Below are 23,977 nucleotides of genomic sequence, written 5' to 3'. Positions count from 1 at the left end.
CCACCGTCACGCGGCCACCCCCTGGGCATCGAGCAGGTCCGACAGGGCCGCGATCAACGGCCACGGCGGGCGCCAGTCGAAGACGCCCGCCGGGTGGCCCTCGAGCACGGGCGTGTCTGCGCCGCACATTCCCCGCACGAAGAGGTAGAGGACGCCGCCGAGATGCCGGCCCGGATCGTAATCGCTCAACCGCCACCGCAAAAACCTATGCAGCACGGCGCAATACAGCAGGGCCTGCAGCGGATAGTCCGAGTGCAACATCGCCTCGGCCATCCGTGACCGGTCGTAGTCGGCGGCGGTGAGCGGTCGTTCGGGGTCTCCGAGCCGGTTGGTCTTGTAATCCACCACCACGAAGCGGTGGCCAGATCCGTCGGGGACGCGGAGCACGGCGTCGATCGACCCGGTGAGGTATCCCCGCAGCGACTGATCGCCGAGGCCGGGTTCGGCCAGCCGGTCGGCATACGACGCCAGCACATCGTCGCCCGGCAGGTGGGCGCGCAGCAGCGGCGCCAGATCCGCGAGCCGGACCTCCGGTGCCGTCGAGCGGCGGTCACCGCCCGCCAGGGGAAGCTCAAAGTCCAGTTCGCGCAACCGGTCCGGCAAACCGATCTGGCGCAGCGTCCTGCCACCCGTCAACGGGCCCAGCGGCGTATCGTGCATCGGCACCATCGCCGCCGCCAGCTCCTCGGGGGCCGCGGCGACCGGCCACCACGCCGAGTGCGCCCGGATCTGCGCCTCGAGTTCGGCGGCCAGGTCCGCGGCCAACGGGTCGGCCGTCTCCAGCACGGCGTGCACCAGGGTGCCGAACGTGGCGCCCGCCGGCAGGTCGGCCATCGGCGAGGCCACGTCGGGCCCGGCCGCCGCCGACACCAAGGGGATGTCGGCGACTTCGTCGTCGAGTTCGCCGATTTCGGGTTCGCTGCTCACCCCGCTGGCCTGCGCCGCCCGGATCAAACCGGAATACGAGGTGCGCCGCCAGCCGGTGTCGATGGCGCGGTGGAAATGCCGGTTCGCCAGGCGTTCAACCATCGGCTCGGCGGGCAGCGACGGGGCAGGCGCCACCACCGATTCCTCGATCACCGGCCCGCCCGCCGCCTCCCACTCCCGCAGCCGGGCTACCGCGTCGTCGTCGGAGATCCGGGCGGGCTCGCATCGGTCCGGCACCACCGGTTCGCCGGGCCGGCGACCGCGCAGCAGCCGCGACAGCCCACCGTGGGGTTCGTAGTACGCCGGCGACCACCACGCCACCACCTGGGACTGGGCCCTGGTCAGCGCGACGTAGGTCAACCGGCTGTCGTCGCTGGCGTCCTCCTTACGCCCCAGCCGCTCATCGGCTTTGAAGTCGGGGCTGTCCTTGCCGCCGACGTGCAGGCAGCGCGTGCCGTCCTCGTCGTGGAACAGCACCACGTCGCTGTCCTGGGTGTTGCGGTTGAACGCGAACGGCAGATACACGATGGGGTACTGCAGGCCCTTGCTGACGAAGACGGTCATGACCTGCACGGCAGCGGCGTCGCTGTCGAGCCGGCGATTGCGTTCCGGCGCGCCGCCGCGCTCGTCACGCTGCCGGCGCAGCCAATCGCGCAGCGCGGGCAGGCTGTAGTGGTTGCGGTGCGCGACGTCCTGCAGCAGCTGGGTGAGGTGCGCCAGGTCGGTCATGTGCCGCTCACCGCCCCGCCAGGCGAGCACGCGGTTGCCCATGCCCAGCAATTGAGCGGCCTCGAAGATTGCCGCCACCCCGCGCTCGCGGGCGTGACCGGCCCACTCCCGCAGGGTTTTCGCGACCCGGTCCGTGAGAGCGTCGCCGCCGGCGGCCAGCGATTCGGCGGTCTCGCCGAAGAACATCGTCGCGGCGGCCGCCCGCACCATCCCGGGCCGGTGCGGTTGGTCGAAGGCCTCCAGCAGGCACAGCCAATCCTCGGCGGCCTCGGAGGTGAACACGTCGGAGTTGCCCGTGTACACCGCCGGCACACCCGCCGCACAGAGCGCCTTGAAGCACGCGTGCGCGTCGCGGTGCTTCTCCACGATCACGGCGATGTCGCGGGCCTGCAGTGGTCTGCCGTCGAACGTCGCCCCGCCGGCCAGCAGCGCCCGGATGTCCGACGCGAGATCGGCGCCGATGTGCTCGCGCACCTCGTCGATCGGCAGGTTCTGAACACCGCGACGCCCCAACGTCTTTCGCGCGACCACGCGCAGCCGGAACGGATCGTTGTGCGGTGCGCCGGCGAGCCGATGACCGCGGTGCTGCGCGTCCACGTCGTTCACCACGATCGCGGGGTCGCCCAGTTGGGCGCCGCGCAGCACCACCTGCAGCCGCTGCAGCAACGCGGAGTCGCTGCGCCAGTTCGTGTCCAGCGTCCTGCGCTCGCCCGCCGACTGGGCCGCCCGCAGATAGGTCACGATGTCACCGCCGCGAAACGCGTAGATCGCCTGCTTCGGATCACCGATGAGGATCAGGGTGGAACGGCCGCTGAAGGCCCGGTCGATCACCTGCCACTGCACCGGGTCGGTGTCCTGGAACTCGTCGACCATGACGATGGGCCAGCGTTGGTGCATGCGCAGCCGGGCGGGGGAGTCGTCGGTGGCCAGCGCGTCGGCGAGCCGGATCAGCAGGTCGTCATAGCCGAGGACGCCAAGCCGGCGCTTGCGCGTATCAAGCTCGGCCAGAACATCTTTGGCGAACTTCACACTGGCGGCGGCCCGCGAATCGGGATCCGGGTCGCGCGGCCGCAGCTCGGTCGACGGATTGTTCACGACCGCGCGTGCCAGTCGCAGCGCCTCGCGGTAGTGCAGCGCCGGGTCGTCGCGCTCCTGGCCGAAGTGCGCCAGGTACAGGTCGTCGACGATCTCGGTCACCAGGTCGTCGAGGCTGTCGAGCAGTGTCACGCTGGCCGCCGTGTCGCCGGCCACGCCGAGCGAGCGCAGCACCAGTTGGCAGAACTGGTGGGTCGTGGCGATCGTCGCCGCATCGAAGCCGGCCAGCGCGTCGCGAAGGCGCTGTCGGCGCGCCGCGCGCTGCTCGTCGGTGCCGTCCAGCAGGTGGGCAACCACCTGGTTGTCGCCGACGGTCGACGGATCGGCGAAAGCCTTTACGGCATCGACCATTTGGCAGCGGACGCGTTCGCGTAGCTCCTGGCTGGCGGCGCGGCCGAACGTGATGAGCAGCATCTGGTCCAGTGTCGCGGCCCCGTCGGCGATGTACCGCGTGACCAGACCGGCCAACGCGAAAGTCTTCCCGGTTCCCGCGCTGGCCTCCAGCACGGTGGTGGAGCGTTCGGCCGGAAGCGCACCCAGCAGGTCGAAGCGCTGCATCACGTGGGCTTCCTCTCGGCGCGCAGCATCGGCAGCCAGACCCGCGCGGCGTAGGCACCGAGCCGGTTGTCCTCGCCGTCGCACTCCTCGCCCGGGCGCACGGGCGCCATCAGCTCGTCCAGCGCCGCGCCCTTGCCCCACGCCCGCGCGTGAGCGGGGGCCTGATCCTCGCCCGGGACGCGGTCGGTGGATCTCCATCGGTACCGCGCCTCGGTCACCGGGTCGTCGCCGCCATACCGGGCGGCCGCCCAGGCATAGGATGTCTTGATGGGCAACGGGATTGGCTCACGCCGGCCTGCGTCGTAGATAGTCACCAGCTCGCGCAGCACCTCGACGGACTGCGCACGGTCGCGCGGCGGGCCCAGCCCCTCGACCCGGGTGCCGGCGCCCCTGCGCATGCGGCCCACACACACCGCCGACCAGTCCCGGTCGGGATCATGGGCGGCCAAGGCCAGCAAGGAAATCCATGATTCGAGCAGATGTTTGCCGTCGAGGCGCGAATACGTCACCGATACCGTGCGATCGCCGTACACCGGCGACACCGTGCCGGTCAGCCGCCGCCCGCCGCCCACGTCGATGTCGACATCGTATGCGGCGCCGTGATCGTGCCCTTGCCTATGGCCCAGCGCCTCGCGCGCCAACAGCGCTGCCTGGTCGCGGATCTCGGTGACCTTGCGCCAGCCCAGCTGGCCCGGCGGCAGCGTGCCGCGCCGCCACTCGGCCTGCCGCGCGTCGTCCGGAGTCATCCCACGCAGCATGTCGCCCAGTATCCGGTCGCCGACCGTCCATTCTTCGAGGCCGTCGATGTCGACCGGCATCGCGTCCTGCACGCCGTCGACGTCATAGGGCAGCGTGAATTCCAGCGCGCGGAAGAAGCCCTTCACCGGGTCTTTGAAGAAGGCGACCAGGTCGGCGAGGATGACGTCGGCGGCCGGCGGTGGCGGCAGCGGCGCCGAGATGAACCTCGGCCGTTCGCGGTGCTCGCCGGTGGCCGCGCGCGCCGCACGCAGCACCGTGGGGTCGAAACTGAACGGCTCGTCGCCGACGACGCCGCCGGGAATGACATTGCGAATGTCGTACGGCTGCAACGGATGCTCGACGACGATGTGGGTACGCACCTTGGTGGGGGTGGTGACGTCGAGGCTGTCCAGGAGTTCGGCCAGCGGCACCGCCGGTGGACGCGGCTGGCCCGAATATTCGTTGGCGCCGGTGTAGGTGATCACCAGTTTCTCGGTGGCCGCGCCGATCGCGTCGAGCAGCAATTGCCGGTCCTCCGAACGGATGTCGCGCTCGCCGGTCATCGGGCATCGGGCCAGCGCGTCGTCGCCGTCGACGACGCCGAGCCGTGGGAACAGCCCGTCGTCCAGCCCGACCAGGCACACCACCCGGTGCGGCACCGAGCGCATCGGCACCATGGTGCACACCGTCAGGGTGCCGGTGCGGAAGTTGGCCCGCGTCGGTCGACCGGCCAGGCGGTGGCTGAGCAGCGCGCGAATGTCGGGAAGCCGCAGCGCGGTTCCGGCCCGGGGTCCGGCCTGGGCAACCGTCTGGGCGAACTCGCGTTGCATCTGACCGGTCTGCCATGCGTCCGCATCGCGGACGTGCGTAAGCAGCGCGATGCCCTCGGTGAGGCAGTCCAGCCACTCGGTCAGCGGGCGGGTTCCGGAAAGCGAGTCGAGGACGTGCTGCAGCCGTGCGACGAATTCGGCGAAATGGCCGGCCAATTGGACGCGGTTGCTGCTGACGTCGTCCAGCGGCAGCGTCGCGTCGATCCATGCGTTCGAATCGTCGGACATCGCGACGCCGGCCAGTATCCGGTCGATGCCGAAACGCCATGTGTTGTGCACGAAGTCGACGTGGTAGGGCCGCCGATGCTCCTGGTCCAGCCCCCAGCGGATGTTCGCCTGCCGGACCCAGCGGGTGATGGCCTCCAGGTCGTCATCGGTGAACCCGAACCCGGCCCGCACCGGCGGGGACTGGGCCAGGTCGAGCACCTCGCTGGCCGTCACCCGTCCGGCCGCCAGGGCCAGCAGTTGCGCGGCCACGCCGAGCAGGGGATTGGTCTGGATCGGGGAGCGGTCGGCCAGCCGGACTCGCAGCTGGTGGGCGGGATGGGCGCCGTGCACCACATCGCCCAGGCCGAAGTCGGCCATGATCAGCGGCGCGTAGGTCTCGATGTCCGGGCACATCACCAGGATGTCGCGCGGCTGAAGCGTCGAGTCGTCCTGCAACAGGCCGAGCAGCACCTCGCGCAGCACATCGACCTGGCGGGCCGGGCCGTGGCAGTTGTGAATCTGCACCGATCGGTCGTCGGCTCGCATCGTGCGGCCAAGTGGGCGAACGGCATTGGCGGCGATATCGGACTGCAACCAGCCGAGCAGCGTGTCCGAGCGCACGTCGCCGGACAGATAGTCGTCGGTCACCGGATCCGCCGGCAGGCTGCGTTGCAGCTCCCGCAGGTCTCGTCCCAGGGTCGCGAGCAGCGGGTGGGACACCGCGCGGTGGCTGACGTCCTCGCGCCGGCGGATCGCGCCGTGGCTGCCGGCCAGTGCGCGCCACAGCTCCTCGCTCGGGTGCGGTAGCCACAGATGCAGGTCGTGGTGGGCGGCCACCGCGTCCAGCAGCTCGACGTCGGTGCGGGTCAGGCGGGTGTGCCCGAACAGCGACAGCCGAGGGGGTAGCTCGCCGGGCGCCTCGCGCAGCCGCGCGATGGCCTTGGCGTGCCGGATGTGTGGGGGGTCGGCGGCGACCCGCGCCACCAGCGCTTGCCACAGCTCGGGCTGCCAGCGCAGGTCCTCGTCGAGCTCGCCGGGGTTGCCGTTGCCCCAGTCGACGAGCAGTTGCGGGCGCTGGCGCGCGTAGGAGTCGAATAGGCCGGCCAGCCTGCGTGCCACCTCGTAGCGGCGGCCCCGGCGCAGCTCGGCCTCCGCGCCGGTGTGGAAGTGGCCGACATGCATGGCCAGCGTGCGGCACCACGGTTCGTCCAGCGAGCAGTCGATCGCCTCGAGCAGCGGCCAGGCCATGGCGTCCGGCGACCAGGGATCGTCGTCGGCCGTGCCGATGATTTCGGCGATCAACGAGCCCGGGCTGCGGAACGCCACCCCGGCGCACACCCCGTCACCGCCACGCGCACCCAGCACGTGCGACAACCGCTGACTCAGCCAGCGTTCCACCCCGCGCGCCGGCACGACGACGAGTTCGGTGGCGAACGGGTCGGGCAGCGGGTTGGCCAGCAGGGCGCCGAGACCGTCGGCCAGCAGATCCGTGCGCTCGGCGCGGTGAAGATGAAGCGGCATTGCGCTGTCACGATAAACCCCGACACCGACGAGAGTGGGCGCTTAGGGCGCGGCATCCGTGGGAATCGGTGCCATGCCAGGCCGGTTGATCCGTGAAACAGCTAGTGGAGGGACCCAGATGGAAGCTTGGGACGCGATCTGCGCACGTCGCAATGTCCGGGAGTACCAGCCGACACCGATACCGGCCGAGGATCTGGACCGCATCGCCGAGGCCGGCTGGCGCGCGCCGTCGGCGAAGAACCGCCAGCCGTGGGATTTCGTCATCGTCACCGACCGCAACCAGCTGACGGAGCTGTCCACGGTCTGGCGGGGCGCCGGCCACATCGCCGGGGCCGCCGCCGCGATCGCGATCGTGGTCCCGGTGCCGCCCGATGAGCGCCGAGTGGTCACCGACAACTACGACGTCGGCCAGGCCACCATGGCGATGATGATCGCCGCCACCGACCTGGGGATCGGGACCGGTCATTCGTCGGTCGGGGAGCAGGACAAGGCGCGCGCGCTCCTGGGCGTGCCCGACGATCACCTGGTGGCCTTCCTGCTCGGAGTGGGCTATCCCGCCGATCGCCCGCTCACCGCGATCCGCAAGCCGAATAGGCGGCCGTTCGCCGAGGTCGTCCACCACGGCCGCTGGTGATCGCTACCACGAAAAACCTTCGGCGCCTTACCGAGTCCTAAGCTGATGGGCGTGCATGAACACCAGGGCGATTACGGAGTCGACGGTTCCTTTCACACCATCTCGGCGCGCGCGCAGGCGATAGGCATCGGCGCTCAAGCCGCCGCCCTGGCCGTGTTCGCGGGTATCAGCTGGGCGCGCGGCAGGCGGCTTCGGGCGGCGCTGGCCGCGGTGTCCTCCGCGGGGGTCACGGGTGCGGTGGTCCTCTACATGTACGCCACCCGCACCGGGAAATTTGTTGTGTGGGAACGGATTCTGCGTGACTTGCGGCTCACGGGCGACGAAACGGTGCTCGACCTCGGCTGCGGGCGCGGCGCCGTGCTGCTGGCGGCGGCCAAGCGGTTGCCGCGGGGCCGCGCGATCGGCGTCGACCTCTGGCAGGCCGACCAGACCGACAACTCCGAGCAGGCCACGCTGGCCAATGCGGTGGCCGAAGATGTCGCCGACCGCATCGAGTTGCACACCGCGGACATGACCGCGCTGCCGCTGCCCGACGAGAGCGTCGACGTGATCGTGAGCAACCTGGCCATCCACAACATCCCAGGGCACGCCGGGCGGCGTCGCGCGCTCGACGAAGCCGTGCGGGTGCTGCGGCCGGGGGGCCGGCTCGCCATCGCCGACCTGTGGGAGACGCGTCAACACGCCGCCCGGCTGCGCGAACTCGGTTGGCGCGACGTGCGGCGGCGCAACCTCGGCTGGCGGATGTGGTACGGAGGACCCTGGTTCTCCACCCGCGTGGTCACCGCGACCAAGCCGGAGTGATGCCCGGCGGGCATGCTTAGGGCCATGAACAGAACCGAAATCACCGAACAGGTCGTCATAGCCCGGCTCCGCGAGGGTCTGACGTGGCAAGAGCTGGCCGACGCGATCGGCAGGCCACTCATGTGGACCACGGCGGCGCTGCTCGGCCAACACCCGATTCCGGTGGAGCAGGCCAAGGTTCTGGCGGAGAAGTTGAAGCTGGACGAGTCCGCGGTGCCGGTGCTCGCCGCCGCGCCGATGCGCGGCGGGCTGCCCACCGCGGTCCCGACGGACCCGACGATCTACCGCTTCTACGAAGCCCTGCAGGTGTACGGCGGCGCGCTGAAGGAGGTGATCGCCGAACAGTTCGGCGACGGCATCATGAGCGCGATCAACTTCAGCCTCGACGTGCAGAAGAGGCCGCACCCGTCCGGCGACCGGGTCGTAGTGACCTTCGACGGCAAATTCCTTCCCTATCAATGGGTCGAGGCGGACGGCTGAGGCGAGCACGCCAAAGTGAAGTGACGGCGCGTCGCGGGCGTGTCAAACTAGCGTCGAGGAGGCGAAGGGAACGCGGTGGCGGCCAGCGGCGGCCACCGCGTTCGCCGTTTAGTTCATCAAGACTTGCGGGGACAGCTCTTTGAGCATCGCGTTGGCCCAGCGCATCTGGCGCAACGTCTCGGGGTGGCAGCGCGACGACAGGCTCAGCAGTTCGGAATCCTTGGCGGCCTGTGCGCCCTGCGCCAGCAGCTCCCAATCCAGCGACACCCCCGCCGACAGCCGGTGAATCCGCCGCAGGTCGGCGAGCAGCGCCAGGCCGGGCTCCGGCCGGTGTCGCAGCAGGCCGCTCATCCGCGACTGCAGAAAGCCGGTGATCGCGCCGGTGCGCGGGTCCGAGGACAGGCGCAGACCGTAGTGACGCCCGTGCTGCGCCAGCTCGCTGACGTGATGCTGCGACCAGCGGGACATGTCGCCTGCGAGGTGGTGGATGTCCTGGTCACTGTGGTGGCGCGCCGCCACCACGTTGAGCTCGTGCGCCAGCTTGCGTTCGGAGCGGTGCAGCTCGCGGATCGCCAACTTCAGCTTCATGGCCGGCCTCCCCCGGGGACGACTTCGGTGACGCCGGCCATCGCGCCGCCTACCGTCGCGGGCACCGATCCACCGGCTGACGCCGCCGTCGTCGGCGCCTGCCCGTTCCGGCCGGGCGGCCTCACCCGAGCCTTGCGCAGCCGGGCGGCGGCGGTCTTGTAGATCGGCTGCTTGGACACCGGATCCCAATCGGTCAGCGTCATTTCATTGCCGGCCCGGTGATGGGCCCTGCCGTCGGTGTCCCAGTAGCCGTAGTGGAAGGGCACGAACAGCACGCCGTCGCGGATGCCGCAGATGCGCGCGGCGCACACCACGCAGCCGCGCGGCGTGCTCACCTCGACCAGATCGCCTTCCCCGATGCCCAGGCGCCGCGCGTCGCGGTCGGACACCTCGACCCACACGTCCGGGGCGGCCCGTTGAAGTTGCTGTGCCCGGGCGGTTTTGGTGCGGGTATGGAAATGGTAGACGGTGCGGCCGGTGATCAACGCGAACGGGTAATCGGCGCTCGGTTGCTCGTGCGGGGGCACGTACTCGGCCGCCTTGATGATCGCCTTGCCGAACGGGTTCATCGAGCGGTACTCGTCGGGCTGCAGTGGGGCGCCGGTGATCAGGTCTTTGCCGTATGCCTCGCAGTAGTCCGGGGCTGCCCAGAATTTCGCGTCGGCGTAGAGCCGTTCGGTGCCGTCGGGATGCTCTGCGTTGCAAGGCCATTGGATGCCGCTGCCGCCGCGCAGCTTGTCGTAGGTCAGGCCCGTGTAGTCGCACGGCCGGCCCGCGGTGCACTTCTTCCACGCCTCGAACGCCGATTCCGGGTCCGTCCAGGGCGGGAACGGCTGGCCGTCCTTGTCGCGAAAGTCCATCCGGCGCGCGTAGTCCAGGAAGATGTCGAGGTCCGAACGCGCGGAACCCGGTGGCTCCACGGCCTTTTCGGACAGGTGCACGGTGCGGTCGGCGTTGGTGAAGGTGCCGGTCTTCTCCGCCCATGCCGCGGCGGGTAACACGACGTCGGCCAGCGCGGCGGTCTCGGTCATGAAGATGTCCTGCACGATGAGGAACAGCCGTTCCTGCGACAGGATGTCGCGGATCCGCGCCAGCTCCGGCAGCGACACCGCGGGATTGGTGGCGGTGACCCACAGCATCCGCAGCGTTCCCTCTTCGGCGAAGCGGAACATCTGCATGGCGTGCGTCGGTGGGCCGTAGTGCGGAATCTGCAGGGGTTCCAGGTTCCACAATTTCGCCAACTCCTCCACGTGAGAGTCGTTGGACCAGTTGCGAAAGCCGGCCAGGTCCCCGTCGGCCCCGCACTCGCGGGTGTTCTCCGCGGTCGGCTGCCCGTTCATCTGCAGCACCCCGCAACCCGGCTTGCCCAGCATGCCGCGCACCAGGTGAATGTTGTTGACCTGCACGGCCGCCGCGGTGGCCTGGTGAGACTGGTAGAAGCCCTGCAGCACGGTGGACATCAGCCGCTCGGCCGTGCCCAGCAGCCGCGCCGCGTGCCGGATGTCGTCGGCCGCCACACCGCAGATGTCGGCGGCCCGCTCGGGCGGAAACTCCTCGACCCGGCGACGCAGTTCGTCGAAACCGACTGTGTGCGTGTCGATGTCCTGGTCGACCCAGCCGTGGCCGATGATCTCGTGCAGCAGACCGTTCATCAACGCCACGTTGGTGCCCGGCAGCGGCGCCAGGTGAACCGTGGCGTGGCGGGCCACCGGCGTGAGCCGGGGGTCGACGCAGATGATCGCCGGTGGCGACTCGCCGCCCAGCCGGTCCAGCATTCGCGCCCACAGCACCGTCTGCGTCTCGGCGACATTGTGCCCGAACAACGCGATGACGTCGGCGTGGTCGACATCGGTGTAGGAGCCCGGTTGCCCGTCGCAGCCGAACGATTCCTTGAGCGCCTCGGCGGCCGTCGCGGTGCACAGCCGGGTGTTGCCGTCGACGTGGTTGGTGCCGATCGCCCCGTGTGCGATCGCACCCTGGGTGTAATACGCCTCGGCGAACAGCTGCCCGGAGGTGTAGAACCCGATCGAGCTGGGACCGTAGCTGCCGAGTAACTCCTTGGTGCGGTCCACGATCCGTTGCATGGCGGTGTCCCAGTCGCACGGCTTCAGCTCGCCGCGCACCCGGATCATCGGCGTGGTGAGGCGGTCGGGCGACGCGTTGGCCTGCCAGCCGAACAGATCCTTCGGGTCGAGCCGCCCGTGGTTGACCCGGTCGACGGCGCGCCCGCGCACCCCCACGATCCGCCCGTCCTTGACGGCGATGTCCAGGCCGTCGCCGTTGGAGTGCAACACCGCGGCCGATTGCACCCAGCGGTCGACCGACTCGGCGCTGACTCCGTCGGCCAGGTAGGAGTCGACTCGTTCCGGCCACCGCGTGCCGGGTGCGTAGGGAGTCCGTGTTCCCCAGGGGTCAGCGATGCGATCTATGGCCATTCCGCTGACTTCCCCGGCGGCGGCCCCTCAAACCGGTCCGGGCGAACGCCCCCCCGCTATACCCCGAATTCGGCTTCGATCCCGTCGATGCCGGCGCGGATGGCCGTCAACGCGTCGGCGCGGGTGCGCAATTTGGTGGCGGCGTGCGCCCGCTGATTCAGGCCGGCGAATTCGGTTGCGGCCTCTTCCGCGCGATCGATCACCACCTCGGGCAACACGATCTCGTCGACAAAGCCTGCCGCAAGGGCGGTTTCGCCGAAAAACGTCTTGGCCAGCCCAGCGGCCTGCTGGTAGGCCGACGGCGTCAACCGCAGCTTCATGATCTCCAGCGCGGCATAGGGAATGACCATGCCGATCGCGACCTCATTGGCCTGAATGTTGTAGGCGTGTGCGGCCACCCGGTGATCGCCCGCCGACAACAGGAACGCCCCCATCGCGATCGCGTGGCCGGTGCACGCCATCACCACCGGCTTCGGATGGGACAACAGGCGATACGCCAACTCGAACCCGCCGCGGAGCATGTCGATCGCGGGCTGCACCTCACCGGAGGTCAGGATCTTCAGGTCGAAGCCGCCGCTGAACACCCGTTCGTTGCCGGCGATCACCAGCGCTCCGGCGTCATCCGCCTCGGCCCGGTCGATCGCGTCGTTGAGGGCCTGCTGCATGGTCGGGCCCAGCGCGTTGACCTTGCCGTCGTCCATCTTGATGACGGCGATGGAGTCCTTGGTGCTGTAGTGGACCGGGGCGCTCATCGGTTACTCCTTGCCGTCAGGCGGGCTGGCTGTGGTGTTTGCCCAGATCGTTTTCGGCGTTACTCCAGCGCAGGCTGACATCGGTCGGTTCGTCGAGTTGGCGTGTGCGCCATCTGTCTTGGGTTTCCCGGACCGCGGCGTTGATCCGTTCGATCTCGCTGCGGAACACCTCGGGCCGGGTTTCCTTGCTGACGTAGTGGAAATAGGTGAGCAGGCCGCGCAGCAGCTCCAGCTTCTCCTTCTCCCGCTTCGCCAAATCGTGGGTGGTCATCAATTCGATGCGCTGGACGGGCGGCAGCGCATCCCAGTCCAGCACGACGTCGGTGTGCAGCGGGGAACGCTCGCGCTCCCAAAACCGCCGGCCGTGCCCGCGGTCGGGCCGGTCGTAGTAGGTCAGGATGCCGGTGAAGCGCGATTCGATGCCGCTGCCGATCTCGGCGCGGTCGAGCGCGGAATCCCACACCATGCGCCACTCCTGGCCGGACGCCAACATGGGCAGTTCGCGGGGGAGCCGCAGTTCGACGACGTCGGCGTAGCCGTCGGTGGCGTTCTCGTATTCGGCCACGGTCGGGGGATTGGCGAAGGAGAACCCGATGTCATAGGCCGCGGTCCGCCCGAAGTTCCGGACCACGAGTTCGATCACGTGCCAGTCAGCGGAATGCGGCTCCATGAACATCGCGACCTGCGGACGCGTCTGCTCGGAAGCGACGCGGCGATTCCGGTTGATCTGCCTATTGATGAAGACCAGCGTGACGATCGCCAGGACGATTGCCGTCCACGCCGCCCACGCTATCCAGGTGTCGGACCCGACGTGCGTGACATCATGCCAGCTGTCCTGGATCCAACCCATGGAATCCACCCTCCGCTTATATCACAGGGGCGGTGCCCTCGCCGCATGGTCGTGACGGAGCGATATGGCCTCAGCCGCCCATCAACATCCGCCATTGGTCGAGGTCGGCTGCCCGATACACGTAGTTGGAACGCTTGACCTCCGCGAGCGGCGCGCTGGGCTCCGCCGAATACCAGTGACCCGGAAACACGGTCGGGTCACCGGGCAGGGTCGCGAGCCGTTGCAGGCTGCGGTACATCTCGTCGGAGTCCCCGCCCGGGAAGTCCGTGCGCCCGCAGCCCTCCAAGAACAGCGTGTCACCCGCGACGAGGCGGCCGTCGAGCAGGAAGCACTGGCTGCCCGGCGTGTGGCCGGGGGTGTGCAGCAACTCGATCTCGATGTCGCCGACGCTGATCTTGTCGTGGTTCTCGTGGGAGGTCAGGTCACCCAGACCTATCCCGGTGACACGCGAAACCCACAGCGCCTCATGGGTATTGACGTGCACCGGCACCGATGCCCGGTCCAGCAGTTCGGCAAGCCCCGGCAGGGCGAACCCCATCATGGAACCGCCCACGTGGTCGGGGTGATGATGGGTCACCAGCACGCCGGACAGGTGCATGCCATCGGCCTCGAGCGCGTCGAGCAGGTCGCCGGCGGCGTAGGCCGGGTCGACCACCACGCAGTCACCGGTTTGCCGGTCGCCGATCAGGTAGGCGAAGTTGCGCATCTGCGTCGCGAACATGTCACCGGCGGCGAAGTCGCGACCGGAGAGCAGTTGTCGGAAATACAGCCGGTCCTCTGGCACGTGACCAGACTAGGACCCCCACCGCAGGGGCCCACCGACACCGCCGTTTCGCAGCCGATTAGGCCGGGGCGTGGTGGGTATTGTTGGCGCATGAGGAAGAAGGTGGAAATCGAGGTCGACGCCGATCTGATCGATGAGGCCATCCGCCGCTTCCATCTCCTCGACGCGCGCGAGGCCATCAATCTCGCGTTGCGGACCCTGCTCAACGACGGCGATTCCGTCGAACAGGACGACGAATACGACGAGTTCAGCGACCTCGGTGCCTGGGAACCTCAGCGCAACGGCAAAAGCGGCTGATGTTTGCCGCTGCTTCGTCGATCGCCGGGTGATCCCTAGGAATGCAACGTGGTTTGGTTCCGCTGCGAGCCAGGCTGTACCCTCTTTTAGGCCCGCGCGGAGGAGATCGCTGCGGGTGAACGGCCCCCTTAGCTCAGTCGGTAGAGCGTTTCCATGGTAAGGAAAAGGTCAACGGTTCGATTCCGTTAGGGGGCTCGGCGGACGCCGAGCAGGCGTGGCCCCCCCGACCCCGAAAGGGGTGGCCAGAGGCGATGTAGCTCAGTCGGTTAGAGCGAACGACTCATAATCGTTAGGTCGCCGGTTCGAGTCCGGCCATCGCTACAACACAACAGCACAGTTCAGAATCGAGAGAGAACGTCATGGCTTCCAGTACCGACGTACGGCCGAAGATCACCTTGGCATGCGAGGTGTGCAAGCACCGCAACTACATCACCAAGAAAAACCGCCGGAACGACCCGGACCGACTGGAGCTGAAGAAGTTCTGCCCCAATTGCGGTAAGCACCAGGCGCACAGGGAGACGCGCTAGCGGTCACCCGCGGGCGTTTATTCGATTGACTAGGTAGTTTAAGAACCGTGCCGTTAAGTCCGAGCATCGTCGGTATGCACTACCGCTACCCCGATCATTACGAGGTGGAGCGGGAGAAGATCCGCGAATACGCGGTGGCCGTGCAGAACGACGACCCCTCGTTCTTTGAGGAGAAGGCGGCGGCCGAACTCGGTTACGGCGGTCTGGTGGCGCCCCCCACCTTCATCTGTGTTTTCGGATACAAGGCCCAGACCGCGTTCTTCCACCACGCGAACATCGCGATCGCCGACCAGCAGATCGTGCAGGTCGACCAGGTGCTGAAGATGCAGAGGCCGATCGTCGCCGGCGACAGGCTGTACTGCGACGTCTACGTGGACTCGTTGCGGGAGTCGCACGGCACCCAGATCGTGGTCACCAAGAATGTCGTCACCAACGCCGCCGGCGACGTCGTGCAAGAGACCTACACGACCCTGGCGGGCCGTGCCGGTGAGGATGGAGAAGAGGGATTTACTGATGCCACTGCGTGAGTTCAGCTCCGTGAAGGTGGGTGACCAGCTTCCTGAGAAGACCTACCCGCTGACCCGACAGGATCTGGTCAACTACGCGGGCGTTTCCGGCGACCTGAATCCGATCCACTGGGACGACGAGATCGCCAAGGTCGTCGGCCTGGACACCGCGATCGCGCACGGCATGCTCACCATGGGCATCGGCGGCGGCTACGTCACCGCGTGGATCGGCGACCCCGGCGCGGTCACCGAGTACAACGTGCGGTTCACCGCGGTGGTCCCGGTGCCCAACGACGGCAAGGGCGCCGAACTCGTCTTCAGCGGCCGGGTGAAGTCCGCCGATCCCGAGACCAAGTCCGTGACGATCGCGCTCACGGCCACCACCGGCGGCAAGAAGATCTTCGGCAGGGCGATCGCGTCCGCAACTCTGGCATAGCTCATGGCGCTCAAGACAGACATCCGCGGAATGATCTGGCGGTACCCGGATTCCTTCGTGGTGGGGCGCGAGCAGCTGCGTGCGTTCGCCCAGTCCATCAAAAACGACCACCCGGCGTACTACAGGGAAGACGCGGCCGCCGAACTCGGCCACAGCGCGATCCTCGCGCCGCTGACCTTCGCGACCATCTTCGCCAAGCTGGTCCAGCTGGACTTCTTCCGGCACGTCGACATCGGCATGGAAACCCTGGTGATCGTCCAGGTCGACCAGCGCTTCGTGTTCGCCCAGCCGATCAAGGCCGGCGACCGGCTATGGGCCCGGATGGAAATCCAATCCGTGGACGAGCGCTTCGGCGCCGACATCGTCGTCACCAAGAACATCTGCACCAACGATCAGGGTGAGCTGGTCCTGGAGGCCTACACCACGCTGATGAGCCAGTACGCCGAACAGTCCGAGAACCTGCGCTGGGACCCGGAATCCGGGCAGGTCGTCAGGACGGCGTAATCACTATTGGATTTCCCGCGCTTAGGGGCAATCAAGTACACTCGGTCCTCGGGGTTTTCCCAGCATTAGCGCGCTTTCCGTGAGTCGAGCAATCGGAAGGCGCGCGTGTCATGTAGGCCCCGGTAGGTAAGCGCAGGTTGGCCTGCCAACCGCGAAGGGGCGTAGCTCAACTGGCAGAGCAGCGGTCTCCAAAACCGCAGGTTGCAGGTTCAAGTCCTGTCGCCCCTGCTAATGGCGAACGTCCTGGCATGGTGGACACTGGAAGAAAGTTCCCACCATCGGCGGGATGGTTCGCGAAGTACTAGCAAACAAAGGAGCATGCGGTGAGCGACGAAGGCGACGTTGCCAACGACGCCGCAAGCGACGGCACTGAGAACGAGGACGGCCGCGCGAGCGCCAGCCGGACGGCGGTGGTGACGCGGCCACAGCGCCCCACCGGCAAGCGGTCCCGGCAGCGGGTCATCGAGGGCGGTGAAGACGCCGAGGCTTCGGACGAGGTCGAGGCTTCCGCGCCGGACAAGGCCAAGAAGGGCGCCAAGGCCAAGAAGGCCGCGAAGCCCAAGAAGGCCGGCGACCACCGCGTCAACCCGTTCGTGTTCGTCTTCAACTACCTCAAGCAGGTCGTTGCAGAGATGCGGAAGGTCATCTGGCCCAACCGCAAGCAGATGCTCACTTACACCTCCGTTGTGCTGGCATTCCTGGCCTTCATGGTGGCGCTGGTCGGCCTGGCGGATTTCGGCCTGACCAAGCTGGTGCTGTTGGTGTTCGGCTGAGCGAGTGACGCCGCTTTGAAAGTGACAGAGAGGACTCAAACCGTGACTACCTTCGACGGTGACCCGTCCGCGGGTGAAGCGGTCGACGTGGACGAAATCGCGCAGGCGCAGGCCACGGACACCTCCGCGGCCGCTGAGGTCACCGAGGCGACCGCGGACGACGCCGCCGCCGAGACGGCCGAGGCCGCCGCGGCGCCCGACGAGCCGGCCGAAGAGGCCGACCCGGCCGCCACGCTCAAGGCGGAACTGCGCAGCAAGCCCGGCGACTGGTATGTCATCCACTCCTACGCGGGATACGAGAACAAGGTCAAAGCCAACCTCGAAACCCGGGTGCAGAACCTCGACGTCGGTGACTACATCTTTCAGGTAGAGGTGCCCACCGAGGAGGTCACCGAGATCAAGAACGGCCAGCGCAAGCAGGTCAACCGCAAGGTGCTGCCCGGCTACATCCTGGTGCGCATGGACCTGACCGACGATTCGTGGGCCGCGGTCCGCAACACCCCCGGCGTCACCGGCTTCGTCGGGGCGACCTCGCGTCCGTCGGCGCTGACACTCGATGATGTGGTCAAGTTCCTGCTGCCGCGCGGCGCGACGAAGAAGGCCGCCAAGGGCGCCGCCACCACGGCTGCCGCCGCCGAGGTCGGCGGCCTGGAACGGCCGGCCATCGAGGTCGACTACGAGGTCGGCGAATCGGTGACGGTCATGGACGGCCCGTTCGCGACGTTGCCCGCCACGATCAGCGAGGTCAACGGCGAACAGCAGAAGCTCAAGGTGCTGGTGTCGATCTTCGGCCGCGAAACGCCGGTCGAATTGACGTTCAGCCAAGTCTCCAAGCTCTAAACCGGCGCATACGCCCGGCGTAACCCAGGAAGGAACAGCACAACCTCATGGCCCCGAAGAAGAAAGTCGTCGGGCTGATCAAGCTTCAGATCCAGGCGGGGCAGGCCAACCCGGCGCCGCCGGTCGGGCCCGCGCTCGGTCAGCACGGCGTCAACATCATGGAGTTCTGCAAGGCGTACAACGCTGCCACGGAGAACCAGCGCGGCAACGTGATCCCGGTGGAGATCACGGTCTACGAGGATCGCAGCTTCACCTTCGCGCTCAAGACGCCGCCCGCCGCCAAGCTGCTGCTCAAGGCCGCCGGCGTGGGCAAGGGATCGGCCGAGCCGCACAAGACCAAGGTCGCCAAGGTCACCTGGGATCAGGTCAAGGAGATCGCCGAGACCAAGAAGGCCGACCTGAACGCCAACGACGTCGACGCAGCCGCCAAGATCATCGCCGGCACCGCCCGGTCGATGGGTATCACCGTCGAGTAATACCCGCATCACCACCGTGGGAGGGCCAGCTTCGGCCCGTTCAACCACGACCCAACACACGATTGGATGAATGAATGAGCAAGAACAGCAAGGCATACCGCGCCGCCGCCGAAAAGGTGGACCGCGACAACCTCTACACCCCGCTGGAAGCGGCCAAGCTCGCCAAGGAAACGTCGTCGAGCAAGCAGGACTCGACCGTCGAGGTCGCCATCCGGCTCGGCGTCGACCCGCGCAAGGCCGACCAGATGGTCCGCGGCACGGTCAACCTTCCGCACGGCACCGGCAAGACCGCCCGCGTCGCGGTGTTCGCGGTGGGTGACAAGGCCGAGCAGGCCCAGGCCGCCGGCGCCGACATCGTGGGCAGCGACGACCTGATCGAGAAGATCCAGGGCGGCTGGCTGGAATTCGACGCGGCGATCGCGACCCCGGACCAGATGGCCAAGGTCGGTCGCATCGCTCGCGTGCTCGGCCCCCGCGGGCTGATGCCGAACCCCAAGACGGGCACGGTGACTCCCGACGTCGCCAAGGCCGTCGCCGACATCAAGGGCGGCAAGATCAACTTCCGCATCGACAAGCAGGCCAACCTGCACTTCGTGATCGGCAAGGCCTCGTTCGACGAGAAGGCCCTGGCCGAGAACTACGGTGCCGCGCTGGACGAGGTGCTGCGGCTCAAGCCGTCCGCCTCCAAGGGCCGCTACTTGAAGAAGATCGTGGTCTCGACGACGACCGGACCGGGTATCCCGGTGGACCCGGCCGTCACCCGCAACTTCGCTGAGGGCTAACCCCCGCACTCGACGATGCGCCGCCGCAGAAACGCGCGGCCGGGGTCAGATCCATTGGATTCCAATGCCTCTCGGTACCACCTGAGGGCATCGGCGGGTCTGCCCGCGCGCCGCAGCAGGTCGGCGCGCACGGTCGCGACGAGATTGGAGCGGGTCAGCCGCGGATCGTGGGCCACCTTGTCCAGGGCGGCCAAGCCGGCATCGGGGCCGTCGCGAAATCCGATCGCCAGCGCCCTGTTGGCCGCCACCACCGGCGAGTGGGTCAGTCCGAACAGCCGGTCGTAGGCGGCGCAGATGGTCACCCAGTCGGTCTGCTCCCAGGACGGCGCCGTGGCATGCAACGCTGCGATCACCGCCTGGGGCAGATAACTGCCCGTCGACCCCTGGGCGCGCTTCAACCGGTCGAGCCCGCGCGAGATGCGCCCCCGGTCCCATCGGCGCCGGTCCTGGTCCTCGAGCGGCACCAGCATCCCGGAATCGTCCACCCGGGTCGCGCGCCGCGAATCGTGCAGCAACATCAGGGCCGACAGCGCGTGCGCCTCCGGCTCGTCGGGCAGCAGCGCGCACAGCTCCGCGCCCAGCCGGATCCCTTCGTCACACAGGTCGTCCCGGATGGCCGACGGGCCAGCGGTCGACCAGTAGCCTTCGGTGAACACCGAATAGACGCAACCGAACACGTGCGGCGTGCGCTCGGGCAGCAGCTCGGCCGGCGGCACCCGCAGCGGGATGTTGGCGTGCCGAATCTTGTTCTTGGCGCGCGTGATTCGCTGACCGACGGCCGCCTCGCTCTGCAACAGCGCACGCGCGATCTCGCCGACGGTCAACCCGGACACCAACCGCAGCGTCAGGGCCAATTGCGATTGCCGATCCAGCGCCGGGTGGGCGCAGGTGAACATCATCCGCAACTCGTCGTCGCGCACCGGATGCGGATCGGTGTGATCGGTACGCGCCCTGATGTCGTCCAACACAGCCGCCAATTCCTTTCCGGGACGCGCGGACTCGCGGCGCAGCCGGTCCCGGGCCCGGTTACGGCCGACTGTGATGAGCCAGCCGCCCGGGTTGGCGGGCATCCCCTCGTGCGGCCAGGTGCGCAGCGCTTCGGCGCAGGCCTCCTGGACGGCGTCCTCGGCGACGGTGAGGTCACCCGACCACCGCGCGAGCGCGGCCACCGCGGGTCCCCATTCCCGGCGGAAGACGCCGTCCAGGTTAGCCATGGTCTACAGCGCCGAGACTCCAGCCAGTTGCCGGACCTGCACCGCCGAGGCGGGGATCATCGATGCGATCTTGACCGCCTCGTCGCGGTCGGCAGCGCCCAGTAGGTAGATTCCCGTGGCGATTTCGGCGCCCTCCACGTACGGCCCGTCGGTGAGCAGAACCTCGCCGTCGCGGACCCGCACGGTCGTCGCCGTGGACCGGTCGTGCAGCGCGGCGCCGCCGATGATGTGGTCGCCCGCGGCCGCGTGGAGGTCGGCGTGTTTCGCTGCCACCGACTCCCACTCCGGTGTGCCGGGCGTGTGGGCGGTGGCCGGCGGCTCCAGCAGCAGCGCGAGCCAGTCGTTGCCGGTGAGCTTGCGCGACAGCTCGATCGAATGGACGGCTGGCCACACCTCCACGGCCCCGAACGCGGCGAGCGGGATGTCGCGCGCCAGTGCCAGCGCCTCGTCGAGGTTTTCCGCTTCGAACACGTAATAGCCGCAGGCCACCTCGGCGGTCTCGGCGAAGGGCCCGTCGGTGACCACCGGGGCATCCGGACCGCCGGTGATGAGCACCGCTTCGGCGGCGGGAGCCAGCGCATCTCCGGATTTGATCGCGGAGCCGGCTTTGGCGTGGAAGTTCTCCCATTCCGCCATCGCGGCGGCCGCATCGTCGGGTGTGCGGTCTTGTTCTTGGCTGATCAACAGCGCGAAGTACTGCATGGTCGTCACCTCCGGTCGTGAGCGGAGCCCGTGCTCCACTCTCTACCTATTCGACGAACGCCGCAGCGCCGATCCGACAGCTAGGCGGCAGCTCCCGGCTTGAGGTAGGTCACCAGGCTGACGTCGAGCATCTCGTCGCCGAAGTAGTGCTCGCAGCCGCGCAGATACTTGATGTAGCGGTTGTAGACCTCTTCCGAGGTGACCTCGATCGCCTTGTCCCGGTTCGACTCGAGCGTGTCGCCCCAGATGTGCAGTGTCTTGATGTAGTGCGGGCGCAGTGAAAGCGGTTCGGGGACAACAAATCCCGCCTTCTCGCCGTGGTCGACCATCATCTGGGTGGACGGCAGCCGGCCCCCCGGGAAGATCTCGGTGACGATGAACTTGATGAACCGCGCGGTCTCGAAGCTCAGCTTCTTGCCGCGCGCCGCCAGGTCATACGGGTGGTAGCTGACGCTGCTTTGAACGGTCATCCGGCCGTCCTCGGGCATGATGTCGAACGTCCGCTTGAAGAAGTCGTCGTAGTTCTCGTGGCCGAAGTGCTCGAAGGCCTCGATCGACACGATGCGGTCGACGGGCTCGTTGAAGTCTTCCCAGTTCTGCAGGCGGACCTGGCGTGAGCGGTCGGTGTCGATCGAACCGAGCAACGCCTCGGCGCGGGCGTGCTGGTTCTTGGACAGCGTCAGGCCGATGACGTTGACGTCGAACCGCTCGACGGCGCGCTTCATGGTGGTGCCCCACCCGCAGCCGATGTCGAGCAGGGTCATGCCCGGCTTGAGGTCCAATTTGTCCAGGTTGAGGTCGATCTTGGCGTACTGGGCCTCTTCCAGGCTCATGTCGTCGCGCTCGAAGTACGCGCAGCTGTAGATCCGGGACGGGTCCTGGAAGAGGCCGAAGAAGTCGTCGGAGACGTCGTAATGCGCCTGGATGTCCTCCGAACGCGTCCGCGTCTTCGTCGGGCTAGTCGGTTGCTCAGCCATTTTCGTCCTGTTCTCTCCGATGAGGTGCACTTCCTGCGATCCGCGCACCACCGCCGGGGTCGCACGTGACCTGCAACGATACCCAATGTCGAGGCGTGAATTCGCAAGGGTGCACGTGCGCGTCGCGGTCCCGGCCGCGGATAGCAGTCTACTTTTCGAGGGTGAACTGGTTGACGTCGACGTAGCCGGCCCGGAATAACTTCGCGCAGCCGGTCAGATACTTGAGGTAGCGCTCGTAGACTTCCTCGGACTGCACTTCGATGGCCTCGTCCTTGTGCGCAAGCAGGGCCTCGGCCCACAGGTCGAGGGTTCTGGCGTAGTGCTGCTGAAGCGACTGGCGGCGGGTGAGCGTGAAGCCCGCCTTCGACGAGTGCTCCTCCACCATCTCGATGGACGGCAACTGGCCGCCGGGGAAAATCTCGGTCTGGATGAACTTGAGAAAGCGAAGCAGCCGGAGGGATATCGGCAAGCCCCGGTCGATGGTTTCCTGCTTCGTCAGCCCGGTGATCGTGTGCAGCAGCATTACGCCTTCGTCGGGCATGACGTTGTGGGCCATCGCGAAGAAACCGTCGTAGCGGTCGCGGCCGAAGTGCTCGAACGCCCCGATCGACACGATGCGGTCGACGGGCTCCTCGAACTGCTCCCAACCCTTGAGAAACACCCGCCTGTCACGCGGGCTGTCCACCTGATCGAGCGACTGCTGAACGTGCGCGGCCTGGTTCTTCGACAGGGTCAGCCCGATGACGTTGACGTCATACTTTTCGATCGCCCGGCGCATGGTGGCGCCCCACCCGCAGCCCACGTCGAGCAGCGTCATGCCGGGCCGCAGCCCCAGCTTCCCCAGCGCCAGGTCGATCTTGGCGAGCTGTGCCTCTTCCAGCGTCATGTCGTCGCGGGCGAAGAACGCGCAGCTGTAGGTCCGGGTGGGATCGAGAAACAGGCGGAAAAAATCGTCCGATAGGTCGTAGTGCGCCTGGACGTCCTCGAAGTGCGGCGTGAGATTTTTGGCAGCCATGAGCCTGCGCGCCTTTCTTCCTGGCCCCCCTCTGGCAGGCAAGCGTTCTGCTCTGTATACCCCTGTTACGAAGCCGCGAACAGTTCGGTTCAGTCAGCCCCGGCCCGGATGCGCCGGGCGGGCGCTATTTGGTGAGCGTGTACTGGGCCACGTTGGAGATGCCTTTGCGGAACAGCTCCGCGCAGCCGGTCAGATAGCGCATGAAGCGGTCGTAGACCTCTTCGGACTGGATGGCGATGGCGCGTTCGCGATTCGCCGCCAGGTTGGCCGCCCACGTGTCGAGTGTCCGCGCATAATGCGGCTGCAGGTATTGGGTGTGCTCGAGTGTGAATCCGCTGTTCCGGGAATTGTCGACGATATCGGGCTCGCCGCACATGTGTCCGCCGGGGAAGATTTCCTTGCCGAGGAAGCGCAGGAATCGCAGATCCGACATCGTGATCGTGATGCCGTGCTCGTGCCAGTAGTTCTGCGGATGCGTGAAAATGCTGTGCATCAGCATTCGGCTGCCTTCGGGAAGGGTCTTATAGGCCCAATCCCAGAACGTCGGCCAGCGTTCTTTTTTGAATGCGTCGAAGGCCTCGAAACTGATGATCCGATCGACCTGCTCGTCGAATTCTTCCCAGCCCTGCAAACGGGCCTCGGTGCGCCGCGTCGTCGGGATCGCCGCCAGCCGCGCTTTGGTGCGCGCGTAGTGGTTGCGGCTCAACGTGATGCCGATGACATTCACGTCGTACTTCTCCACCGCCCGCACCACGGCGCCGCCCCAGCCGCATCCGACGTCGAGCACCGTCATCCCGGGCTCGAGTTTCATCTTGTCCAGCGCCAGATCGATCTTGGCGAGTTGCGCCTCTTCCAGGGTCATGTCGTCGTTTTTGAAGTAGGCGCAGGTGTACACCATGTTCGGGTCGAGGAACAGTGCGAAGAAGTCGTCCGAAATGTCGTAGGTTGCCTGCGATTCTTCGTAATACGGCTTCAGCTTTGCCATTAGCGACACCCGCC

23 protein-coding genes, 3 tRNA genes and 1 pseudogene are annotated in these 23,977 nt (G+C 67.5%); 15 read left to right on the top strand and 12 right to left on the bottom strand.

Features of this window, described 5'->3' with window-relative positions; all coding sequences use genetic code 11:
- Positions 1-6: 6 nt before the first annotated feature.
- The gene (gene recB, locus AC5Y4T_RS12485) at positions 7-3,309 is read right to left on the bottom strand and encodes an exodeoxyribonuclease V subunit beta (protein WP_499918265.1); all 3,303 of its coding nucleotides are present in this window, start codon (positions 3,307-3,309) and stop codon (positions 7-9) included.
- Positions 3,309-6,605 (bottom strand): exodeoxyribonuclease V subunit gamma, encoded by a 3,297-nt coding sequence (gene recC, locus AC5Y4T_RS12480; RefSeq protein WP_499953305.1) that lies wholly within the window; start codon positions 6,603-6,605, stop codon positions 3,309-3,311. Before recC ends, recB begins: the two co-directional genes overlap by 1 nt.
- A 118-nt stretch (positions 6,606-6,723) precedes the next feature.
- On the opposite strand from recC, the gene AC5Y4T_RS12475 reads away from it, so the two are divergent.
- Genes AC5Y4T_RS12475 through cynS form a run of 3 tightly spaced genes read left to right on the top strand, consistent with a single transcriptional unit; the run spans position 6,724 to position 8,520 of the window.
- Positions 6,724-7,239, top strand: coding sequence for a nitroreductase family protein (locus tag AC5Y4T_RS12475; RefSeq protein WP_499953302.1), 516 nt, complete (start codon positions 6,724-6,726; stop codon positions 7,237-7,239).
- Between the two features lie 51 nt (positions 7,240-7,290).
- Positions 7,291-8,040 (top strand): class I SAM-dependent methyltransferase, encoded by a 750-nt coding sequence (locus tag AC5Y4T_RS12470; protein WP_499953299.1) that lies wholly within the window; start codon positions 7,291-7,293, stop codon positions 8,038-8,040.
- 24 nt (positions 8,041-8,064) lie between these two features.
- On the top strand, positions 8,065-8,520 hold the full coding sequence (cynS, locus tag AC5Y4T_RS12465; protein WP_499918160.1) for a cyanase: 456 nt from the start codon (positions 8,065-8,067) through the stop codon (positions 8,518-8,520).
- A gap of 108 nt (positions 8,521-8,628) precedes the next feature.
- On the opposite strand, the gene AC5Y4T_RS12460 is transcribed toward cynS, so the two are convergent.
- From AC5Y4T_RS12460 to AC5Y4T_RS12440, 5 genes and pseudogenes are all read right to left on the bottom strand, one after another.
- Positions 8,629-9,108: a hypothetical protein gene (locus AC5Y4T_RS12460; RefSeq protein ID WP_499953296.1), complete on the bottom strand. Its 480-nt coding sequence runs from the start codon at positions 9,106-9,108 to the stop codon at positions 8,629-8,631.
- Positions 9,105-11,543: a molybdopterin oxidoreductase family protein gene (locus tag AC5Y4T_RS12455; RefSeq protein ID WP_499953294.1), complete on the bottom strand. Its 2,439-nt coding sequence runs from the start codon at positions 11,541-11,543 to the stop codon at positions 9,105-9,107. The genes AC5Y4T_RS12460 and AC5Y4T_RS12455 overlap by 4 nt, the downstream gene beginning before the upstream one ends.
- A gap of 56 nt (positions 11,544-11,599) precedes the next feature.
- Positions 11,600-12,295, bottom strand: a complete 696-nt coding sequence (locus AC5Y4T_RS12450; protein ID WP_499918162.1) for a crotonase/enoyl-CoA hydratase family protein — start codon at positions 12,293-12,295, stop codon at positions 11,600-11,602.
- Positions 12,292-13,145 (bottom strand): annotated as a pseudogene (locus AC5Y4T_RS12445) (DUF8453 domain-containing protein). Before AC5Y4T_RS12445 ends, AC5Y4T_RS12450 begins: the two are co-directional and overlap by 4 nt.
- Before the next feature lie 70 nt (positions 13,146-13,215).
- On the bottom strand, positions 13,216-13,929 hold the full coding sequence (locus AC5Y4T_RS12440; protein WP_499953290.1) for an MBL fold metallo-hydrolase: 714 nt from the start codon (positions 13,927-13,929) through the stop codon (positions 13,216-13,218).
- A gap of 90 nt (positions 13,930-14,019) precedes the next feature.
- Here AC5Y4T_RS12440 and AC5Y4T_RS12435 point away from each other — a divergent pair, with 90 nt between their 5' ends.
- From AC5Y4T_RS12435 to rplA, 12 genes are all read left to right on the top strand, one after another.
- Positions 14,020-14,226: a type II toxin-antitoxin system VapB family antitoxin gene (locus AC5Y4T_RS12435; protein WP_499918164.1), complete on the top strand. Its 207-nt coding sequence runs from the start codon at positions 14,020-14,022 to the stop codon at positions 14,224-14,226.
- A gap of 122 nt (positions 14,227-14,348) precedes the next feature.
- Positions 14,349-14,421: transfer RNA gene (locus tag AC5Y4T_RS12430), tRNA-Thr, on the top strand.
- Positions 14,422-14,473: 52 nt separating this feature from the next.
- Positions 14,474-14,547 (top strand) — tRNA-Met (locus AC5Y4T_RS12425).
- Between the two features lie 38 nt (positions 14,548-14,585).
- On the top strand, positions 14,586-14,753 hold the full coding sequence (gene rpmG, locus AC5Y4T_RS12420) for a 50S ribosomal protein L33 (RefSeq protein WP_003898538.1): 168 nt from the start codon (positions 14,586-14,588) through the stop codon (positions 14,751-14,753).
- 47 nt (positions 14,754-14,800) lie between these two features.
- Entirely contained in the window at positions 14,801-15,280 is a 480-nt protein-coding gene (gene hadA / locus AC5Y4T_RS12415) for a (3R)-hydroxyacyl-ACP dehydratase subunit HadA (protein WP_499953287.1), read from the top strand.
- Positions 15,267-15,695, top strand: a complete 429-nt coding sequence (gene hadB / locus AC5Y4T_RS12410; protein WP_067122372.1) for a (3R)-hydroxyacyl-ACP dehydratase subunit HadB — start codon at positions 15,267-15,269, stop codon at positions 15,693-15,695. The genes hadA and hadB overlap by 14 nt, the downstream gene beginning before the upstream one ends.
- A gap of 3 nt (positions 15,696-15,698) precedes the next feature.
- A complete protein-coding gene (gene hadC / locus AC5Y4T_RS12405) occupies positions 15,699-16,199 on the top strand; it encodes a (3R)-hydroxyacyl-ACP dehydratase subunit HadC (RefSeq protein ID WP_499953282.1) in 501 nt (166 codons plus the stop codon).
- Between the two features lie 155 nt (positions 16,200-16,354).
- A tRNA-Trp gene (locus AC5Y4T_RS12400) sits at positions 16,355-16,427 on the top strand.
- A 95-nt stretch (positions 16,428-16,522) separates the two neighbouring features.
- The gene (gene secE, locus AC5Y4T_RS12395) at positions 16,523-16,972 is read left to right on the top strand and encodes a preprotein translocase subunit SecE (protein ID WP_499918167.1); all 450 of its coding nucleotides are present in this window, start codon (positions 16,523-16,525) and stop codon (positions 16,970-16,972) included.
- A gap of 42 nt (positions 16,973-17,014) precedes the next feature.
- Positions 17,015-17,812 carry a transcription termination/antitermination protein NusG gene (gene nusG, locus AC5Y4T_RS12390; RefSeq protein WP_499953278.1) on the top strand — a complete coding sequence of 266 codons (798 nt, stop codon included), beginning with the start codon at positions 17,015-17,017 and terminating at the stop codon, positions 17,810-17,812.
- A gap of 47 nt (positions 17,813-17,859) precedes the next feature.
- Positions 17,860-18,288 carry a 50S ribosomal protein L11 gene (rplK, locus tag AC5Y4T_RS12385; protein WP_499918169.1) on the top strand — a complete coding sequence of 143 codons (429 nt, stop codon included), beginning with the start codon at positions 17,860-17,862 and terminating at the stop codon, positions 18,286-18,288.
- A 74-nt stretch (positions 18,289-18,362) separates the two neighbouring features.
- Complete coding sequence (rplA, locus tag AC5Y4T_RS12380; protein ID WP_499953274.1) at positions 18,363-19,070, top strand: 50S ribosomal protein L1; 708 nt, start codon at positions 18,363-18,365, stop codon at positions 19,068-19,070.
- Here rplA and AC5Y4T_RS12375 read toward each other — a convergent pair.
- From AC5Y4T_RS12375 to AC5Y4T_RS12355, 5 genes are all read right to left on the bottom strand, one after another.
- Entirely contained in the window at positions 19,067-20,284 is a 1,218-nt protein-coding gene (locus AC5Y4T_RS12375; protein ID WP_499918171.1) for an RNA polymerase sigma factor, read from the bottom strand. The two genes, rplA and AC5Y4T_RS12375, sit on opposite strands and share 4 nt — an antisense overlap.
- Positions 20,285-20,287: 3 nt before the next feature.
- Positions 20,288-20,986 (bottom strand): YciI family protein, encoded by a 699-nt coding sequence (locus tag AC5Y4T_RS12370; protein WP_499953271.1) that lies wholly within the window; start codon positions 20,984-20,986, stop codon positions 20,288-20,290.
- A gap of 80 nt (positions 20,987-21,066) precedes the next feature.
- Positions 21,067-21,963: a hydroxymycolate synthase MmaA4 gene (gene mmaA4, locus AC5Y4T_RS12365; RefSeq protein WP_499918173.1), complete on the bottom strand. Its 897-nt coding sequence runs from the start codon at positions 21,961-21,963 to the stop codon at positions 21,067-21,069.
- A 148-nt stretch (positions 21,964-22,111) separates the two neighbouring features.
- Positions 22,112-22,978, bottom strand: a complete 867-nt coding sequence (gene mmaA2, locus AC5Y4T_RS12360; protein ID WP_499918266.1) for a cyclopropane mycolic acid synthase MmaA2 — start codon at positions 22,976-22,978, stop codon at positions 22,112-22,114.
- Between the two features lie 124 nt (positions 22,979-23,102).
- The gene (locus AC5Y4T_RS12355) at positions 23,103-23,963 is read right to left on the bottom strand and encodes a cyclopropane mycolic acid synthase family methyltransferase (protein ID WP_499953267.1); all 861 of its coding nucleotides are present in this window, start codon (positions 23,961-23,963) and stop codon (positions 23,103-23,105) included.
- Between the last annotated feature and the right edge of the window lie 14 nt (positions 23,964-23,977).

The sequence above is a fragment of the Mycobacterium sp. NGS11 genome (assembly GCF_059813315.1).
The sequence above is the reverse complement of the archived record's forward strand: the minus strand, read 5'-3'. Positions and strand labels throughout refer to the sequence as shown.

Coding starts and splice junctions, on each gene's coding strand:
- recB (WP_499918265.1), bottom strand. CDS start 3,309: ATGCAGCGCTTCGACCTGCTGGGTGCGCTTCCGGCCGAACGCTCCACC.
- recC (WP_499953305.1), bottom strand. CDS start 6,605: ATGCCGCTTCATCTTCACCGCGCCGAGCGCACGGATCTGCTGGCCGAC.
- AC5Y4T_RS12475 (WP_499953302.1), top strand. CDS start 6,724: ATGGAAGCTTGGGACGCGATCTGCGCACGTCGCAATGTCCGGGAGTAC.
- cynS (WP_499918160.1), top strand. CDS start 8,065: ATGAACAGAACCGAAATCACCGAACAGGTCGTCATAGCCCGGCTCCGC.
- AC5Y4T_RS12460 (WP_499953296.1), bottom strand. CDS start 9,108: ATGAAGCTGAAGTTGGCGATCCGCGAGCTGCACCGCTCCGAACGCAAG.
- AC5Y4T_RS12455 (WP_499953294.1), bottom strand. CDS start 11,543: ATGGCCATAGATCGCATCGCTGACCCCTGGGGAACACGGACTCCCTAC.
- AC5Y4T_RS12450 (WP_499918162.1), bottom strand. CDS start 12,295: ATGAGCGCCCCGGTCCACTACAGCACCAAGGACTCCATCGCCGTCATC.
- AC5Y4T_RS12435 (WP_499918164.1), top strand. CDS start 14,020: ATGAGGAAGAAGGTGGAAATCGAGGTCGACGCCGATCTGATCGATGAG.
- rpmG (WP_003898538.1), top strand. CDS start 14,586: ATGGCTTCCAGTACCGACGTACGGCCGAAGATCACCTTGGCATGCGAG.
- hadB (WP_067122372.1), top strand. CDS start 15,267: ATGCCACTGCGTGAGTTCAGCTCCGTGAAGGTGGGTGACCAGCTTCCT.
- hadC (WP_499953282.1), top strand. CDS start 15,699: ATGGCGCTCAAGACAGACATCCGCGGAATGATCTGGCGGTACCCGGAT.
- rplK (WP_499918169.1), top strand. CDS start 17,860: ATGGCCCCGAAGAAGAAAGTCGTCGGGCTGATCAAGCTTCAGATCCAG.
- rplA (WP_499953274.1), top strand. CDS start 18,363: ATGAGCAAGAACAGCAAGGCATACCGCGCCGCCGCCGAAAAGGTGGAC.
- AC5Y4T_RS12375 (WP_499918171.1), bottom strand. CDS start 20,284: ATGGCTAACCTGGACGGCGTCTTCCGCCGGGAATGGGGACCCGCGGTG.
- AC5Y4T_RS12370 (WP_499953271.1), bottom strand. CDS start 20,986: ATGCAGTACTTCGCGCTGTTGATCAGCCAAGAACAAGACCGCACACCC.
- mmaA4 (WP_499918173.1), bottom strand. CDS start 21,963: ATGGCTGAGCAACCGACTAGCCCGACGAAGACGCGGACGCGTTCGGAG.
- mmaA2 (WP_499918266.1), bottom strand. CDS start 22,978: ATGGCTGCCAAAAATCTCACGCCGCACTTCGAGGACGTCCAGGCGCAC.
- AC5Y4T_RS12355 (WP_499953267.1), bottom strand. CDS start 23,963: ATGGCAAAGCTGAAGCCGTATTACGAAGAATCGCAGGCAACCTACGAC.